Origin of the sequence: Legionella hackeliae, from assembly GCF_000953655.1 — a bacterium.
GTDB classification, from domain to species: domain Bacteria; phylum Pseudomonadota; class Gammaproteobacteria; order Legionellales; family Legionellaceae; genus Tatlockia; species Tatlockia hackeliae.
In genome coordinates, this window is the sequence record NZ_LN681225.1 from 1161865 (window position 1) to 1180151 (window position 18287).

The window sequence follows — 18287 nt, forward strand, 5'->3', positions numbered from 1 at the left end:
GAGCTCTTTGACTGAGTTTGATTAAAGCAGCTCACTATAATCATTGTTATAATACGATAAATGCTTCAGACGGTTAATTACACGCCAGGCTCTATCTTTGTCATTATTTGCATAACGAAGTTTAGCCAAATAATTTAAATAAATTACAGCCTGTTCTGCAGGAATAGGGTAGTATAAGCCATCTTCAAGAATATGTTGTGCCTGAGAAATGTTTCCTTGCTCAATTAAAAATTGACTAAAAGTGATTCGAGCCAAACAGAAATGCGGATTATTTTGCAGAGATCTATGGAAGAACGTCTGAGCTTTGGTCGGATTATATAACAAAGAAGACTGTAATAATGCCATTTGAAAATAGGGTCGTGCATAATAATGATTAGCACGAAGAGCCTTATTAATTTCGTCTTCTGCTTGTCGAATCAGGGCATGACGCTCACTGTCTACATGGGTATTAGTGATTAACTGAAAATATAAATCAGCGCTGCGACTATGGAGTTCTGCCAGCTGAAGCCATTCCAGTGCCTGCTTGTTATAATGCAGTGCTGAAGTATAATCGTTTTGTTTCGTGGTCACATCGGCTTTAGTAATGTAGTAATTAAGTAGCAATAAGCGAAATGCATAAAGAGTTATCAATAAAAAGAGAATAAATCCAACCATCATGAAGATACGCTTTAATTGCGGAGTTAGTGGGATTACCCATCCTCGTATAATCCCTCCTTCCTTGAGCAGGCTATGCAGGTAACCAAGATAACATCCCAATAATAGATTCATTGTTAAAACGTAAAAATTGAAATCCACCATGCTGTGCAGAGCAAAACTAATTATAACCGCAAAGCAAACTGCGAGTTGTATATGATGTTCTGCATCAACCGGTTTCTGGAAAAAATATCGCCAAAATGATAGGGCAATTGTGATTACGAGACCCAGTAAAATGAGTGCTCCTGGAATTCCTGTTTCAATGAATAGCTGCAGAAAATCATTGTGAGCGTATTGGAGGGCTGAACCATCACCAGGCAAGCTAAATGCAGGATAATAGTGCATAAAATTAAAAATCCCGATCCCATACCATGAGGATTTTTGCCATAAATGCCATGCGCCTTGCCAGATAATAAGTCGAGATTTTTCTTGCTGGAGTAGGGTTAAACGGTGCTTAATAGCGGGTTGTGCCACTATCAAGATTATGCTGAATGCAAGCAATAAAAGACTCAGCAGCTGTATAAACCGTCTTTTTGAAATATAACGACGTAGCAATAAAAGTTCCAGGGTGAGACAGCAAACAAAGCTTATTGCTACACCACGACTAAAGGCAGCGAGCATTGCTAATGTGATGATAAGAATGCTTAATCTTAAACAGTGAGCATATAACTTCGATGTTGTGTTATTACCAGATTTTTGTGTTAGGAATTCACCAATAAGGGTTAGAAGAGACATCATAAAAAAAGCAGCAGCGGTATTTTTATTTGCAAAAAATCCACAAGGCATCTCATGCAAAATAAAAAATTGAAAGATTGCATAAGCGGCGCAAATTGCACTCAATACCCAGATTGTCCCGAATGTCAAAGACCAAAACCGCTTTGCCTGTGTGGTTGTGTTAACTATAAAAAAAGCAAAGACCCACAGACTGCACTGAAAAAAACCAAAAAGGGTCGTATTAGAAACCACTCCAAAAACAAAAGGCAACCAAATCCATATTATCCAGAGAACCAACAGAAGGCTAAATGGTGTCAATTGCAAACTCATTTGAGTACGCAGATGCGAAAAATTAGTGATTGCAGCGAGAAGAATTAGACTATAGGTTATCAATAAAACCGAAAGGTCATTTGTTCCCTGAAAAATTAATGAGGCAAGTAACAATAAACAGAGTATGCTTTCATGATAGGACAGGCTGGGTTTAAAACTTAAAAATCGCAAAAGCATGCTCTGTCTTGGTTATTATGTAGCAGAAACCCATTTTCCTTGAATAAAGGGACCATTTAATGAAAGTTCATGACTCGCGGAGTTTTCTATCGTATTAAAATCCTCTCCGGGTAATGAAAGAAACATATTAAAATAGTGTTGGAACATCCATCCAGCTAACACACTAAATTGCCCCATCTTCGCATTGAACTGATAACTGGCTCCCAACTTCGCTTCAAACTCAGGCACTAAATTAGTCTGGCTCATGTAGTCGTTAAATGGAGTGATTCGTGGACCGCTTCTATTATCCCCTGATAATTTTGTCCTCGACTCACCAATTAGAAGGGCCATGGCTCCCTTGGCAAACACAGCAAAATTATGCGGTAACTGACGAGAAATATCTCCACCTAAACGGGGTCCTACACCACGATACTTTGCATCCAGAGTACTAGTTTCAAATAAAGTGGGGGGAGAATTATTTATTTGTTCGGATGCTTGAGAGCTGCGCTCTATGTTCCCATTGGCATACTGTAATCCAGCATGAACCCTAAAATTGGTTTTGCTTCCCAGATTACTGTTTTGAGCAAACTCCAAATTCACAACATCTAGTTTAGTTTTAAAGCTTAATGCATAACCTCGCGTTTGTGGAATAGCCTGAAGTGGAAAGAAAGCACTTGTACCATCATTATATCTGTCATCAAAGTGTAACCAATTCACATTGACATCATTTCCAGTGTTGAAATGGTAACTTCCTTCAACAATAAAGCCCCAATCCCAAGGTGATTTTACATTATAATAAGGAATAGAACTGATAATAGTACCTCGTACCAGATAAGGATTTAGCAATGACGATGTGGGCTTTAGATACAATGCGCTAATGCCAGCATCCCAGGCGCGAATTTCACAAGGAACGGTAACTCCCTCTGCCAGACAGCCCATAGTGCCAGCATAGTCTGTGCCAGCTACTAATAATCCTACTAGAAAATATGCTTTTGCCATGCCGTCTTCCCTAACTTGGTTACCAAAAATTTAGACTTACTATCGTAAATAATTTGTTTTCAAAAGCAAGTAAAAAATAAAAAGTTGTTTTTATCTGCATCAAGGTTCTTATTGAAAGATAATTTCTTGCTCCAAACTTTCTAAAGAATACACTTATTGTGCTATATTAATTCAATATATAATCTAATTTACTATCCTGACTCATCGCATGTCAGGATCTTCGAGGGAGTGAATCCTATGGCTGCTCACCCAATTTTTTCCGCTCTGCCTCAGCCAAGACGTCCTGTTACTTTTATTAAACCTGATACTTCTGTAGCTGAATGCGTTAAGCGAATGACAGAGAACGATATTGGTGCATTAGTAGTTCGCGATGACAAACATCTTATAGGAATAGTCAGTGAGCGTGACGTTATTCGTTCCTGTTTGAACAAGGGTTTGAATCCAGATACCACTACAGCTGGGGATATTGCCTATACAGCTGTCAGTGTGTTGAATTTATTTGATCCCGTTGAGAAAGCGATGGAAGTTATTACACAAACTAAACGACGCCATGTTTTAATCCTTGAACAAGAGGAGCTTGTTGCCATTTTATCTATCGGTGACTTATTGTTTCATTTGCTGGAAGATAAATCCCGCGTTATCGAGCAATTGGAAAACTACATCCATACTTACTAGTCGTTTTTGGAATCACTGTAAAATACAACGTCTTACACGTTGTATTTTTATTTTAAATAAATGTACAACGCCAGAGGAAGGGCTGTATTATTAAATTTGGTGTCATTCTCCTATTCGAAATGCCACTTGATAATAATGCAGATAATTCCAATATACCTTATGAGGGCGTAAGTATGAGATTTGTACTGAAAATTATTCTAAGTAGTTTCCTTTGCATTTCTCTACTTTGGGCAGATACCACGCCTGCTACATCCAGTTGGTTTACGCAAGATGAAAATAAAACAATTAAACTTCAGGTAAGTTTATTTTTATCGTCAACCTGTCCTCATTGTCATAAAGCGGATCTATTTTTTCAGAGCATTGAACCAAATACACCATGGATTGAAGTGCACCGTTACACAATTAATAAAGACAAAGCAACTCTTGAGACCTTTAATCAGTTTCTTCAGCAACAAAACTCAACGGATTTTAGTGTGCCAGCAATCTTTTTTTGTAACTCGCATTGGATAGGTTTTGCTGAGCCTGAAACCAGTGGAGAGGAATTGTTACGTGGCTTGAAATATTGTCACGATCAAATTGTCAAAACAGGTCAAATAAGCACCAACACAACGAATGTACTGAGACAATGGGCTAATGCAAATTGGTATGGTAACGCGATTATCTCCAAACCTTCGGTGGCTACTTTAATTCCAATGATGGCAGTGAGTGATGCGTTAAATCCCTGCTCACTCTTTCTCATCCTGACTTTAGTGGCATTTTTATGGTTAGCCGAGACTCGTCAATTGCGATTGACCGCTGGGTTTTTATTCATTGTTACGGTGGGGGTGGTTCATTATGTACAACAAGTGCATAGTGCATTTTTCTTTCAATGGATTACATGGTTACGTATTCCTGCCCTTATTATTGGTTTAATCCTCCTTACTTATACGTTGGGTTATCTTAAAACACTACGTCTTAATAAATCCTACGTATTTTTAAGCTTAGCTGTTTTAAGTGCATTTGGTGTACAAGCTTACATGCAAACTTGCACGCCTAATTTTGCACTTGTTTTCGAGCAGTGGCTTTTGACGCAGCAGTTTTCAACCTATAAAACGATAGCATTTGAAATAATTTATCAGATTTTTTATGTACTCTTTTTATTATTGTTAATTCTGCTGGTCATTTTAGGAAGTAAAGCAGCGCGGTTTACAAAATACCAAGTGATTTTTAGAAAAAGCGCTCATATTTTTTTGATAATAGTTGCACTACTGTTGATTATTTATCCTGTTGCCTTTGCACAATTAGGCCTGTCTCTTTTAGCCCTGATTATTGCAATAATTATTGCCGTCCTGTTAAGAAAAAAAATGCTACCGTTATTATAGGAATATTAATTGAAGGTGCAGCATGGAAGACAATGATGAAAGACCGCCATTTTTTCCTATTCCTTATGAGGTAGAAGAGGGAAAAACTTACTTTTGGTGTGGGTGTGGAAAGAGTAAAAATCAACCTCTTTGCGACAGAACACACTGTGGCGCACAATCTGTTCCATATAAGGCTATAATTACAGAGACAGTGTACTTTTGTGGGTGTAAGGAAACTAAAGATCCGCCACTGTGTGACGGGTCGCATGCTAAAGTAATGCTTGAGTTTCTAAAAAAAGCAAAAGGTTAACTTTAGGATTAAAAGGGATTTTATAATGATTGAACAACAATTAAAGCAAAAGATTGTGAACACAATCAGTCATTACGAAGAACAATGCAATAAACTTCAGGGCGAGGTTAACTTACTTAGAAAGGCCATCGATGAATTGACCACATTACCTAGTGGTATTCATGTTGATCTAGATAAGCAAGTATTAGATTTAAAAGATGCACTTAAAGAAAATAAAGATCCACAATCTATTCAACGACGCGTGGCTTCTCTAGTTGATGTCATGTCGAATTTTCAGCAAAAAAGAGCAGAAAATAAAATTATTATTACTGATTTTATCCATCAGGGTGCCGATCTTCTGAGTCAAATGCTTATTGAACTAAAAGATAAACATGCGTTTGAGCGTATGGAGCAATTGTTAAAGACGGATACCGACGAAAGAAAATTAATTGGACAATTCAGCCAGTTACTTAAAGAGTGTGTCAATACAGTGGCAGAGCAAATTGAGTTTTGCGAGCAGAACCACGCCGCTTTAACTGGATCAAGTGTTGTTAATTCAAAAATTAATTCCCAATTACTTCAAATCGTCGATCACCTTCCTATGCCTGATGATCTTCTTAAGAGTCAGGAAACGATTAAAACCTTATTAAATCAGGATTTAACTGAAGTGCAATTGCTTAAAGTGACTGAGGATTTGACCGATTTAGTCGCGAAATCTTTCAATTTTGAGCAAAATCGATTCAAAAACATTTTATACGAATTGAGCAATCACTTGCGAGATTTCAGTATATATCTAAACTTATTTAAAGATAACAATGTTTTTTCAAGACAAAGTACGGAAAAATTAGAAATAGAGATTCAAGCCAATATTCAAGAAATTAAAAATGATATGGATAGCTCACAATCGATAGAAGAGCTATCTAAAAAAATTGAAAAAAGTTTAGCTGCTATAGGTGCAAATATTAAGGAATTTAAAGAAAACCAGGAAGGACGGCTAGCAGACTATGAACATAAGATGTCGATTTTACAGGATAGGCTTATGGAAACTGAACGTAGCGCAAAAGAAATGAAAAATATGTTGTCCTTTGAAAAACTGAGGAACAATCAAGATAGTTTGACAGGCTTGCCCAATAGATCCGCTTATGAAGAACATGTTCTTGACGCATTCAATCGATGGAAACGAGGTGTGGGTGATCTCTCCATTGCAGTTGCCGATATTGATAATTTTAAAGCGATTAATGATACCTACGGACATTTGGCTGGTGACAAAGTTTTAAAGAAAATAGCTGTTTTGTTTAAATCCTCTATCCGTGCAGTAGATTTTATTGCTCGCTACGGTGGGGAAGAATTTATTTTCATCTTTGAACGCACCCATTTAAATAATGCGGCCAAAGTTGCAGAAGAGTTACGTAGTGCGGTTCAAGAGTATGATTTTTATTATCGTGACACGCGCGTCTTTGTTACAGTTTCATTTGGATTGACAAATCTGCAGCATGGGGATGATTTGGAAAGTTTATTTACCCGTGCCGATGAAGCAATGTATCAAGCCAAACACAAAGGTAAAAACTGTGTGGTAAAACTATAAGTCTGATAATACTTTAACGAAGAACTTGATCTACCCACTCTGATTTGGGATCATCAGAGCATTCAAATTTGTTGGTGTTAGTATGAGCAAATTAAAAAATATCCCTGTTGTGGTTGAAAGTGGGCAAAAATACCGTACCCAACAAGGAATTGTTGCTATCAAAGATGGTGTTAAATCTGCTGAAAACTCTTCTGAGCGTTTACCTAAACCTAAGTGGTTACGTATAGTTAATCATACCACTCCAGCTTATCATCAAGTTAAGGAGCAGGTAGTTAAGCATCAATTGGCGACTGTTTGTGAAGAGGCAAAATGTCCCAATATCGGTGAATGTTGGTCTCATGGTACCGCAACTATTATGTTAATGGGCGCCGTTTGCACCAGGGCTTGCCGTTTCTGTGCCGTGGATACCGGTAATCCTCATGGATGGCTTGATCTAAATGAGCCAGCAAATACTGCCAATACAGTTGCTCTCATGAACCTGGATTATGTGGTTTTAACGTCTGTTAATCGCGATGATCTCGTTGATGGTGGCGCCAAGCATTATGCAGATACGATTCGAGCAATCAAAGCACGTAGCCCTCACACGAAAGTAGAAGCTCTAACACCCGATTTTCAAGGGGTGGAGGAAAGTATAGCGACTCTATTAGAGAGTGGTGTTGACGTGTTTGCTCAAAATGTAGAGACCGTTGAGCGTTTGACCCATCCTGTGCGCGATAATCGTGCTGGTTATTGGCAAACTTTGAATGTTTTGGCTTATGCAAAACGTTACCGCCCGGATGTGTTGACTAAAACGAGTTTGATGCTTGGATTAGGCGAGACAGATGAAGAAATTATTCATACAATGGATGAGTTGCGTGCTCAAAATGTGGATATTTTAACATTGGGCCAATATTTACAACCCACAAAGAATCATTTGCCGGTCGCTCGCTATGTGACTCCAGAGAAATTTTTAGAATTTCGTGAAATAGGGCTTGAGAAAGGCTTTTTTGAAGTGGCTTCAGGTCCCTTAGTGCGCTCCAGCTATCGTGCAGACAGGGTTTTTAAGCGAGATAATTTGGGATTATAAAGAGATTGGTCAGTTTGACCCAACACCTTCCGACTAAAAGAATCTTGACTGCTTATTAAACAGCGTTTTAGAATGTTTCCTTTCTACTCGATTGATAGTATAAAGCAACCCGAGTAGGGCACTGTAAATAGACAAGAGTAGGAAGGAAAAATTGTCAGTACCGCTTATACCAACCATCCTCTGTGGTGGAGCTGGATCACGATTGTGGCCAGTTTCCCGTGAACTACATCCAAAACCTTTTATTCGTCTTGCAGATGGTCAAAGTCTGCTGCAAAAAACATTTCTGCGTGCGGCATCTCTTACTAATGTGCAAGAAATTCTCACGGTTACAAACCGAGATTTATTTTTTAAAACAGAGGATGAGTTTCGTGAGGTTCATGAGAATGAATTCAATTTGGCATTTATTCTTGAACCTTTCGGACGTAATACCGCGGCAGCAGTTGCCGCAGCAGCATTACAAGTGGTAGAAAATTATGGCGAAGACGCCTTAATGTTGATATTACCTGCTGATCATTTGATTTCAGAGCAAGAAGCCTTTGTACGAGCTGTGAATTCAGCAAAAGAATTGGCCATGACTGGTAAGATAGTTACCTTTGGAATTGAACCACAAACACCTGAAACAGGCTATGGTTATATTGAAGCTGAAGGGAATACTGTAGTGAGCTTTATTGAAAAACCCTCCTTGGAAAAGGCAAAAGAATACTTGGAAAGTGGACGTTTTTTGTGGAACTCAGGCATGTTTTGCTTCACTGCTGGCCAAATGTTAAGAGAAATGGAGCTTTATTGTTCGGAGATTCTTTTAACCACCAAGACGTGCATGGAATTGTCACGCAAGGCGGTTGGAACAGGTTTTACTCAACTTGAGCTTGAGGGGCAGGCATTTAATAAAGTGCCCGAAATTTCAATTGATTATGCTGTCATAGAGAAGTCTGACAAGATTGCGGTAGTGCCTTGCAACATAGGTTGGAGTGACATTGGCTCCTGGAGTGCTTTAGGTGATTTATCCACCCCTGATGACATGGGGAATCGCATCGAAGGTGAGGCATTACTTCATGATGTTTCGAATTGCTATATTCGTAGTCACGAGCGATTAGTTGGGGCGATTGGAGTTGATAATCTTTTTATTATTGATACTCCTGACGCGTTATTAGTTGCTGATAAAGCCCGAGCTCAAGATGTAAAAAATATTTATGCCCAACTCAAAACGCAAGGCCATGAAGCTCATAAAATCCATCGTACAGTGCATCGTCCCTGGGGTTCTTACAGTGTTTTAGAAGAGGGCCCTCGTTTTAAAATCAAACGTATTGAAGTACGACCTAATGCAAGTCTTAGTTTGCAAATGCATTATCATCGTAGCGAACATTGGATTGTCGTTAGTGGCATGGCTAAAGTGATTAATGGGGATCAAGAGATGTATGTCAATACGAATGAATCTACTTATATTCCTGCTGGTCATAAGCATCGTCTGGAAAATCCAGGTGTAATTCCTCTGGTAATGATTGAAGTGCAAAGCGGTGAATATATGGGCGAAGATGATATCGTACGCTTCGAGGATCGTTACGGTCGCAGTTAATTTTTATCTCCTCTCTGTCCCTTGAGAATGATAGAGAGGAGGTTAACTCTTTAAGCGAGCTGAATGCATTTTTTCCTAAAATAGCGTTGCAAAAAATAAGCAATGGCTAACATAACCACACCTAAAATTACAGTTATTGCGCCCATTCCCAAATAGTATTGTTTATAAATTCCTATGCTTTTAACAGGCGAACTCATTGTTTCGGGAATAGCTACTAAGGCTGCTAATCTACCTGAAATGGCATTGGATAAAGATGAAGCGAGATACCAGACCCCCATTGCAAAAGCGATTTCCTGACTGTCGCAATAAAGACCTATCATGCTTAGTCCTACTGCGGAAACCCACAGTTCTGCAAGGGTAATAAGAATATAGGTTAAACCAATAAAGTTGCCATTTGCATAACCTTCATGATTGAGAATTGCCGCTAAGGCCAAAAGCAAGAGCGAAGCTCCCGCTAATAACGTTCCCGCTGCAAATTGGTAAGGGATGGTAAATCGTGGAAAGCGAGCATAAAACCGAGGTAATTGTGCCCCTAAAACAATAATTAGCAGGGGATTAAGCATCTGATATTGGGCTGGAGAGAGTTGGATTCCAAGAAGTTGCAGATCAGAATTATTTTTTGCAAAAAGTACTAAAGTACTATTCATTTGATTGTAGATCACAAAAAATACCACTGCCTCCACAATCAAAAGCAATGCAACTAATTGTTTATTTCGAGTTTCTCCCTTCAGCGATAAGGTTCTGCCGAAAAACCAAAGGATCCCCAATGCACAACCGATAATAATAATCAGGCTTGCTTGATAGACATGCGAGTAGGCAAATAGAGTAAAGCCATAAATCCCTGCGATATAAACGCATAAAGTTAATTTATTTTTTGCTGAAAAAAGTGTCTTATCCTTCCCCCAAAGCACGTTATCATAAAGAGAATAACGCTTAGCAAAATTTAAAGCCGCAATCGACTTCCCTATAAAAACCAGGGTTAAAACAGATAAAGGGCCATATTGACTATCAAGAAGTGCAGGGGCAATGATTGTGGCTAACAGCGCTCCTACATTAATAGCCATATAATAAAAAGTCATGGCAGCTTTTGCTTTCGCGGCATCTTCTGCATAAATGCGAGAAACCATGCTTGATGCCGTACCCATTAAAAGAGAGTTGGTGGCAGGGACTAATGCATAAGCCGCAATAAATAAGTGATCGCCATAAGAGGATAGGGTATAACCACTGAGCATCACTAATAAATAAGCCAGGGCGAGCATGATGCTTCCAAGAAGAATTGCCCGGCGAATACCCAACACTTTATCAGCCATAAACCCGCCAAGGATGGGCATTAAATAACCTGTTGCCTGGCTAATTCCCAAAAAGGCATAGGCTTTTTCTTGAGAGTAGCCTAATCCATGTGCGAGAAGGGGGCGTGTTAAAAACAAAATGAGAATAGTGTTTAATGCATAAACAGAAAACTGACTCCAGAAGGTGATAAAGACGATATTTGTGGTTTGCTGTTGCCGAATATTTAATTGAGGAAAAATATTCCTGATAGTTTGTGCCACCATGTGAACTCCCTTTGCTAACATGACTGCGAATGTGGCTCTAGTTATTTTGAAACTAGCTCACTAAAATCCTTTAACAATTTACTTTATCGCAGGTTTTATTTTTTAGCTAATATTACGTCAATTATGTGAGTGTCATGGTAGGGAAAAGTAAATATTTGACTGAAGAGGCGCTTTAAGCGTTCTAACAAGAAATTTTTAGGAAGCATTCTGATGGTAAGGCTATTTAAAAACCAGGTTCCTTCAATACCAAATTTTATGAGCTCATCAATATTTTCCAGCATAATAGGAATATAAAGACGCTCATGGCGTACCATTTTAAATTGATGTTGGGTGAACACATGCATCAGTTCATCAAGTCCGGAAGCAACTGCTGTATTTTTTATCAATGACTTATAGTAATGGCCGACTACAGTACTTAATAATGTACCTTTTGCTATAAAATTAGCCAAATAATGTTGAGCCACAGGAAACGATTCATAGGTTGTTGTTATCAATGAAAAATAACCATTAGCACGGGTTAATAGGTCAGCTTCATTAAACAGCGTATTAATAGGGATATAAGCATTGATGAAATGCGCCAATACCAAATCTTGACTGTGATGAGGGAGATAACGACTCGCTTCGGTGGCGCTTGCTTCAATTGTTGTTAACGGTAACGTTTCACGTGCGAGTGCTAACATCTCGGCAGAAATATCGATACCGGTAAAGTCCGCATCAGGCATAAATTCGCGAAGTTTTTCTAAAAATGCGCCATTACCGACACCAAAATCCAACACTTTGTAATGGGGTCTAAATCCTAAATGTTCTCGCTTAATTTGTGCTATCGCAGCACGATGACTTTGGCTTATTGATCCAAAACGGTCGGCAGTAGCATAATGGCCCGCTATGTCATCATACATGGCCTTTAAAGACACCTAAATTTTCCAAGAAATCTTAAACATTCAAACAGTATATCTCTAATCACCAATATTTTGCGACTACTCTTTATCGCTTTATTTGAACTCTTGAGATTAAAGCTTGATTATAAGCGGAAAGAAGAAGATTTTTTATTTTTCCAATGGTATCATCAGGCCCGATAGGGTTCTCTAATAATAATTTGCTGTTTAAGGAAATTGTAAGGAGTGGCAGTGGAAGGAAAGCAAAATACGATCATGAATGAGATTGATATAGTGGATTTATGTCTTACTATATGGTTACGTAAGTGGTTTATTTTATTTGTTACACTTGTTTGTGTAGGTGTCGGGACGCTTTATGTAGCATTGAAGAAACCAGTTTATGAAGCAAAAGGATACATATCTGCCCCAACAGCAGGTAACATTGCTGCACTTAATTATGGGCGCTCAGAGATAGGAGAAATGGCTTCAAGGATTAAGCCCTTTAATGTAGCAGATGTTTATGGTTTATTCACCGACAGTTTATTGTCTGAATCAACCAAACGAAAATTTTTTAACTCCATTTATTTTCCCACTGTTGCCAAAAATAATCAGAAAGTTGTTAAAGATAGTGTATATAATGGGTTCTCACGTATCTTTACTGTGAAGCAAGTGCCGGACTCTAACCCAGCTAAATACATAGTCACTGCTAAAGGGAAAAACCCCGAGCAAATTGTTAAATGGATTAAAGACTATATTGGATTAGCCAACCAAAGAGCTTTGCTGAACTTATCTCTCATTTTAAAAAATGAAAATAAAACAATGGCTCAAGATTTCGAAAAGAAAATTGAGATGAAACGAGAGGGAGCCAAACAACAACGCTATGATCGATTAGCACAACTTGAAGAAGCATTAAAAATTGCAAAGGCGGTTGATATTGACAAGCAATCTATTTTATCCCTGAATGGAACAATTGCAGATGCTTCGATTTTTAATGAGCCTAGCATGTTGTATTTACGTGGTAGTAAGGAATTAGAAGTAGAAATCAAAAATTTGCAAGAAAGAAAATCCGATGATCCTTTTATTGATGGGTTACGCGATTTACAGTTGCAATATGATTATTACAGTACCAACAATGTTAATCTAAAAGACGTTGCTCTCTTTCAATTAGATGGTTCTATTAGGTTACCTGATTTACCAATATCGCCTAAAAAAGATTTAATTCTTTTATTGTCCACATTGTTAGGTTTGATGTTGGCTATTGGATGGATAGTGTTAGAAAATTTCAGGCGCCAATTTATGGAAAGGAAATAGTATCCCTCGTGTCGAATATCTTTTGCTGAAATGATTCTAAGGTACAGTAAGCTGTACCTTAAAAGTTTGGAGGAGAGATGCATCAAGTTTTGGTGACAGGTGCGGATGGTTTTATTGGGTCACATCTAGTTGAATTTTTAGTAAACAAAGGGTTTAACGTAAAAGCCTTGGCTCAATATAATTCATTTAATAATTGGGGCTGGCTTGAGGATGTGGATTGTATCAATGAGATAGAAGTAGTAACGGGTGATATTCGTGATCCTCAATATTGCAAAAATATTACCAAGGGTATTGATACTATTTTTCATCTTGCAGCATTGATAGCCATACCTTATTCCTACGTTGCTCCTCATAGTTATATTGATACCAATGTCGCAGGTACCTTAAACATATGTCAAGCAGCCTTGGAAAATGAAGTTGCTCATATAATTCATACTTCAACAAGTGAGGTTTATGGTACGGCGATGTATGTTCCTATTGATGAAAAGCATCCTTTACAGCCTCAATCTCCTTACAGTGCTTCAAAAATCGGTGCTGACGCAATTGCTATGAGCTTTTATAACTCATTTAATTTGCCTTTAACGATTGCAAGACCATTTAATACTTATGGGCCGCGGCAATCTGCTCGGGCAGTTATTCCTACAATTATTACTCAAATTGCTGGTGGAAAAACACAAATTCAATTAGGTGACTTAAGCCCCACAAGAGATTTTAATTATGTGGAGGATACCTGCCATGGCTTTTTGACGATAGCTCAGCATCGTGAGAAAACCGTGGGTGAAGTAATTAATATAGGATCAAATTATGAAATCTCCATTGGAGATACCTTAGCTTTGATTCGAGAGCTTATGGGAAGCCAAATTGAGTCGACTTTAGATGAGCAACGCATTCGACCCGAAAAATCTGAGGTTGCAAGGCTTTGGTGCGATAATACTAAAATTTTTAACTTAACTGGATTTAAGCCAAACCACTCTATTCAAGACGGATTACGGAAGACAATAGAATGGTTTACTTCAGAAAAAAATTTATCAAAATATAAAGTTAATCTTTACAACGTTTGAGTCAGCTAAATGTTTAAACCAATCATAGAATTTATACGTGAGCAGTATCAGACAAATGAAGTTATACCCTTACATGCACCAATTTTTGCTGCAAATGAACGGCAGTATTTATTGGATGCGATAGATTCTACATTTGTATCAAGCATTGGGGCCTATGTTGATCAGTTTGAATTACAAATGAGTGAGTATACGAAAAGCCCAAATGCAGTTGTGACGGTTAATGGCACTTCTGCTTTGCATATCGCATTAAAGTTGGCTGGTGTAGACTTTTCTGATTATGTAATTACACAGCCACTCACCTTTGTGGCGACTTGTAATGCAATTCTTTATTGTCAGGCTGAGCCTTTATTTATAGATGTCGATAAAGAAACATTAGGTTTATCGCCAGACGCTTTGAATACCTGGTTGGAAGAACATGCGTTTATTGATGACTCTGGATTATGCCGTTATAAACAAAACCAACGAATAATCAGAGCTTGCGTTCCTATGCATACTTTTGGACATCCTGTAAAAATACAAGAATTGCTTAAGATTTGTCAGAAATGGAATTTATCGCTTGTTGAAGATGCCGCTGAATCTTTAGGAAGTTTCTATAAAGGACAACATACAGGCACTTTTGGTGTGGCCGGCATTTTAAGTTTTAATGGTAATAAAATTATCACCAGCGGTGGGGGGGGGATGATTTTAACCAACAAAATACTGGGTAAGCATGCAAAACATTTAACGACTACTGCAAAGCAGCCTCATCCCTTTGAATATTATCATGATGAGCTCGGCTACAATTATCGCATGCCAAACATAAATGCCGCCTTAGGATGTGCTCAATTAGAACAATTAGAACATTTTATTGAGGACAAACGAGCGCTTGCGCAAGAGTATGAAAATTTATTTGCGAATTCTGCCTGGAAATTTGTAAAAGAACCTACAGACTGCCGTAGCAACTATTGGCTGAATGCTGTTATTTGTGAGAATGAATTACAACGAAATGCTTTATTGACTGAAACCAATCAGGCTGGTGTTATGACCAGACCGATCTGGAAATTGATGAATCATTTACCGATGTATTCTCAAATGTTAATGGGTTCATTAGAAAATGCAGAATGGTTAGCCGAGCGGGTTGTTAATTTACCAAGTAGCGTACGTTTTAACAGAAGGAAACAGCATGCGTAAAGTCGCTGTTTTTACAGGCACGCGAGCTGAATACGGTTTGCTTTCTGGACTTATTAAAGCCATTCAGAAAAATCCTCAATTTGAATTACAGCTTCTTGTCAGTGGGATGCATCTCTCGCCTGAGTTTGGTGAAACCTGGCATATCATCGAAGAAGAGGGTGTAAGTATTGATGCTAAAGTGGAAATGCTTCTTTCTTCAGATACAGCTGTTGGAGTCGTTAAATCAGTAGGTCTCGGCATTATTGGCTATGCTGACACCTTACAGCGGTTAAACCCCGATATCCTGGTGATTTTGGGGGATCGTTTTGAAGCTTTGGCGATAGCACAAACTGCAATGCTTATGCGTATTCCCATAGTTCATCTTCATGGCGGCGAAATCACTGAAGGGGCCTATGATGATGCTATCCGACATGCAATTACTAAAATGAGCACGATTCATTGCACTGCGACTGAGGCTTATCGACGACGAGTTATTCAACTAGGAGAAGAGCCCTCGCGAGTTTTTAATGTAGGTGCAATTGGCCTGGATTATTTGCAATATTTATCGTTTTTATCAATTTCTGAATTATCAGCATCATTGACGTTTGACATCAATAATCCATTTTTTTTAGTGACGTATCATCCTGTAACTTGGGCAAATGAATCACCGGAAGTGTCTTTACCTGCGCTTTTTAAAGCTCTTGATGCCTACCCGGATTATCAAGTGATAATGACCTATCCCAATGCAGATAATGGCGGTCGCCAAATAATGTCAATGATCAAGGACTATGCGGTTAGTCAACCTGCACGAGTATTAGCGGTTACTTCTTTAGGACAACTGCGCTATTTAAGTGCCTTGAATCATGCTGCTGTTGTTATTGGAAATTCTTCCAGTGGAATTATTGAAGCTCCTTCCTTTAATGTCCCAACTGTTGATATTGGTGCAAGACAGAAGGGACGTATAGCAGCAGATTCGGTCATTCATTGTGAAGCGACGTCTGCCGCAATATCGGAAGCGATTTCTGCTGCAATACAAAGCAAGTCTCTAGAGCCTATTATTAATCCCTATGATCAGGGTGGGGCTATTCCTAAGATAATTACAATTTTGGAAACAATGCTACTCAATAGTCAAAAAACTTTTTTCGATATTGATATAACAGCAGGATTAGAAAATGAGTATAACGAATATCATCGCTGAGGCTGGGGTAAATCATAATGGAAATGAAAACCTGGCATTTAAACTTGTTGAGGTTGCCTCTGCTGCTGGTGCAGATATTGTCAAATTTCAAACATTTAAAGCGAAGCAATTAGTTGCAGCTCACGCCAAACTAGCTAACTATCAACAAGCAAATACACGAAAAAATGAACCCCAATTAGCCATGCTAAGCCGACTTGAATTGAGTTATGAAGCTCATAAGCGTCTTGTTGCTTATTGCTCACAAATAGGAATTGAATTTTTATCTTCGGCATTTGATTTTGAAAGTTTAAACTTTTTAGTAGACGATTTGAAACTCCGAAAATTAAAAATTCCTTCTGGAGAAATTACCAATGCTCCCTTTGTTCTAGAGCATGCAAGAACAGGTTGCAATCTGATTTTATCAACCGGAATGGCTACTTTAGCAGAGGTAGAAGCAGCACTTGGAGTTATTGCTTTTGGTTATACTCGTCCAAAAACAGCACAGCCTTCTCAGCGTGCTTTTCAAGAGGCGTATTTTTCAGAAACGGGTCAACAAGTATTGAGGGAAAAAGTTATTCTATTGCATTGCACGACCGAATACCCCGCGCCATTTGACGATGTGAATTTGCGTGCAATGGATACGATGAGAGCAGCGTTTAATTTGCCAATTGGCTATTCTGATCATACGGAAGGAATTGTTGTTCCTATTGCTGCGGTAGCGCGAGGTGCAGTACTCATAGAAAAGCATTTCACATTGGATAAAACTATGGATGGTCCTGATCACAAAGCCTCTCTTGATCCAAAAGAGCTGCAAGAAATGGTTCATGCCATCCGAATAACAGAAAGAACATTAGGGAATGGTATAAAAGGACCTCGCCCCTCTGAACTTGGTAATAAAGACATTGCTAGAAAAAGTCTGGTTGCCAAAGCAAGTATAAAAAAGGGCGAAATTTTAAATAGTGAAAATATGGGAATATTAAGACCAGGCGATGGACTTTCTCCTTACCAGTATTGGAGTTTTCTTGGAAAAGAAGCTAGCCATGATTATGAGGAAGGAGAATTGCTTCGATGAACTCCAAAGCAATTTTAATTGGTGCAGGAGGACATGCAAGAGTTGTTGCTGAGTTAGCAAGACTAAATAATATTGAAATTTTAGGTCTAGTCGACATTGGTCTTGGTCAAAATACCTTTTGGGATAATGGAATCAAGTGTCTTGGCTCTGATGAAGTTATTAATAATTTTTCTCCTCAAGAAATAGATTTATTGAATGGTATTGGAACACTGCCTGGAAAGAGTGACACCAGGTGTTCCGTATTTAATAAATTTAAAGCCTGTGGGTTTAGTTTTCCGCCGTTAATACATCCTCGCGCTATTGTATCCAGTGAAACCCAGATTGAAGCGGGAGTACAGATTATGGCTGGAGCTATTATTAATCCAAAAGCAAGGATTGGAGAAAATACAATTATAAATTCAGGAGCTATTATTGAACACGATTGCATTATCAATGAACATGTTCATGTAGCGCCTGGTGCAGTTTTAAGTGGTAGTGTCACGCTAAAACAAAATGTACACATAGGAACAGGTGCTGTTATTATTCAAAATATTATTATTGAGGAAAGTTCTATTGTCGGTGCCGGAGCAATTATTACTCAGAATGTAATGAGAAATCATATTGTGTATCCAGCACGCTCAGAAATAAAAGGAATAACAGTGCTAATGTGAGAAAAATCACAACAACTAA

General features: G+C 38.4%; 16 protein-coding genes. 12 read left to right on the top strand and 4 right to left on the bottom strand.

Going from position 1 to position 18287, the window contains the following annotated elements:
• Window positions 1–21: 21 nt before the first annotated feature.
• Window positions 22–1914, bottom strand: a complete 1893-nt coding sequence (locus LHA_RS05305; RefSeq protein WP_045105616.1) for an O-antigen ligase family protein — start codon at window positions 1912–1914, stop codon at window positions 22–24.
• 15 nt (window positions 1915–1929) lie between these two features.
• A complete protein-coding gene (locus tag LHA_RS05310; RefSeq protein ID WP_045105617.1) occupies window positions 1930–2892 on the bottom strand; it encodes an Lpg1974 family pore-forming outer membrane protein in 963 nt (320 codons plus the stop codon).
• A gap of 237 nt (window positions 2893–3129) precedes the next feature.
• Here LHA_RS05310 and LHA_RS05315 point away from each other — a divergent pair, with 237 nt between their 5' ends.
• The 6 genes from LHA_RS05315 to LHA_RS05340 all read left to right on the top strand — a co-directional run bounded on the left by LHA_RS05315 (window position 3130) and on the right by LHA_RS05340 (window position 9420).
• Entirely contained in the window at window positions 3130–3567 is a 438-nt protein-coding gene (locus LHA_RS05315) for a CBS domain-containing protein (RefSeq protein ID WP_045105618.1), read from the top strand.
• A 173-nt stretch (window positions 3568–3740) separates the two neighbouring features.
• Entirely contained in the window at window positions 3741–4928 is a 1188-nt protein-coding gene (locus tag LHA_RS05320; RefSeq protein WP_058393217.1) for a hypothetical protein, read from the top strand.
• A gap of 22 nt (window positions 4929–4950) precedes the next feature.
• Complete coding sequence (locus LHA_RS05325; protein WP_045105619.1) at window positions 4951–5217, top strand: CDGSH iron-sulfur domain-containing protein; 267 nt, start codon at window positions 4951–4953, stop codon at window positions 5215–5217.
• A gap of 25 nt (window positions 5218–5242) precedes the next feature.
• Window positions 5243–6781 carry a GGDEF domain-containing protein gene (locus LHA_RS05330; RefSeq protein WP_045105620.1) on the top strand — a complete coding sequence of 513 codons (1539 nt, stop codon included), beginning with the start codon at window positions 5243–5245 and terminating at the stop codon, window positions 6779–6781.
• 82 nt (window positions 6782–6863) lie between these two features.
• On the top strand, window positions 6864–7847 hold the full coding sequence (gene lipA, locus LHA_RS05335; RefSeq protein ID WP_045105621.1) for a lipoyl synthase: 984 nt from the start codon (window positions 6864–6866) through the stop codon (window positions 7845–7847).
• 151 nt (window positions 7848–7998) lie between these two features.
• Window positions 7999–9420, top strand: coding sequence for a mannose-1-phosphate guanylyltransferase/mannose-6-phosphate isomerase (locus tag LHA_RS05340; RefSeq protein ID WP_045105622.1), 1422 nt, complete (start codon window positions 7999–8001; stop codon window positions 9418–9420).
• Window positions 9421–9470: 50 nt separating this feature from the next.
• On the opposite strand, the gene LHA_RS05345 is transcribed toward LHA_RS05340, so the two are convergent.
• Both LHA_RS05345 and LHA_RS05350 read right to left on the bottom strand, forming a co-directional pair.
• On the bottom strand, window positions 9471–10973 hold the full coding sequence (locus LHA_RS05345) for a peptide MFS transporter (RefSeq protein WP_045105623.1): 1503 nt from the start codon (window positions 10971–10973) through the stop codon (window positions 9471–9473).
• A 95-nt stretch (window positions 10974–11068) separates the two neighbouring features.
• Window positions 11069–11887, bottom strand: a complete 819-nt coding sequence (locus LHA_RS05350) for a class I SAM-dependent methyltransferase (RefSeq protein ID WP_045105624.1) — start codon at window positions 11885–11887, stop codon at window positions 11069–11071.
• A gap of 213 nt (window positions 11888–12100) precedes the next feature.
• Here LHA_RS05350 and LHA_RS05355 point away from each other — a divergent pair, with 213 nt between their 5' ends.
• The 6 genes from LHA_RS05355 to LHA_RS05380 all read left to right on the top strand — a co-directional run bounded on the left by LHA_RS05355 (window position 12101) and on the right by LHA_RS05380 (window position 18268).
• Window positions 12101–13159, top strand: coding sequence for a Wzz/FepE/Etk N-terminal domain-containing protein (locus tag LHA_RS05355; RefSeq protein WP_045105625.1), 1059 nt, complete (start codon window positions 12101–12103; stop codon window positions 13157–13159).
• 77 nt (window positions 13160–13236) lie between these two features.
• Entirely contained in the window at window positions 13237–14220 is a 984-nt protein-coding gene (locus LHA_RS05360) for an NAD-dependent 4,6-dehydratase LegB (RefSeq protein WP_045105626.1), read from the top strand.
• A gap of 9 nt (window positions 14221–14229) precedes the next feature.
• The gene (locus tag LHA_RS05365; RefSeq protein WP_045105627.1) at window positions 14230–15390 is read left to right on the top strand and encodes a LegC family aminotransferase; all 1161 of its coding nucleotides are present in this window, start codon (window positions 14230–14232) and stop codon (window positions 15388–15390) included.
• The gene (neuC, locus tag LHA_RS05370; RefSeq protein ID WP_045105628.1) at window positions 15383–16567 is read left to right on the top strand and encodes a UDP-N-acetylglucosamine 2-epimerase; all 1185 of its coding nucleotides are present in this window, start codon (window positions 15383–15385) and stop codon (window positions 16565–16567) included. The genes LHA_RS05365 and neuC overlap by 8 nt, the downstream gene beginning before the upstream one ends.
• On the top strand, window positions 16542–17618 hold the full coding sequence (gene neuB / locus LHA_RS05375; RefSeq protein WP_115678683.1) for an N-acetylneuraminate synthase: 1077 nt from the start codon (window positions 16542–16544) through the stop codon (window positions 17616–17618). The genes neuC and neuB overlap by 26 nt, the downstream gene beginning before the upstream one ends.
• Window positions 17615–18268, top strand: coding sequence for an acetyltransferase (locus LHA_RS05380; protein WP_045105629.1), 654 nt, complete (start codon window positions 17615–17617; stop codon window positions 18266–18268). Before neuB ends, LHA_RS05380 begins: the two co-directional genes overlap by 4 nt.
• The last annotated feature ends 19 nt before the right edge of the window (window positions 18269–18287 follow it).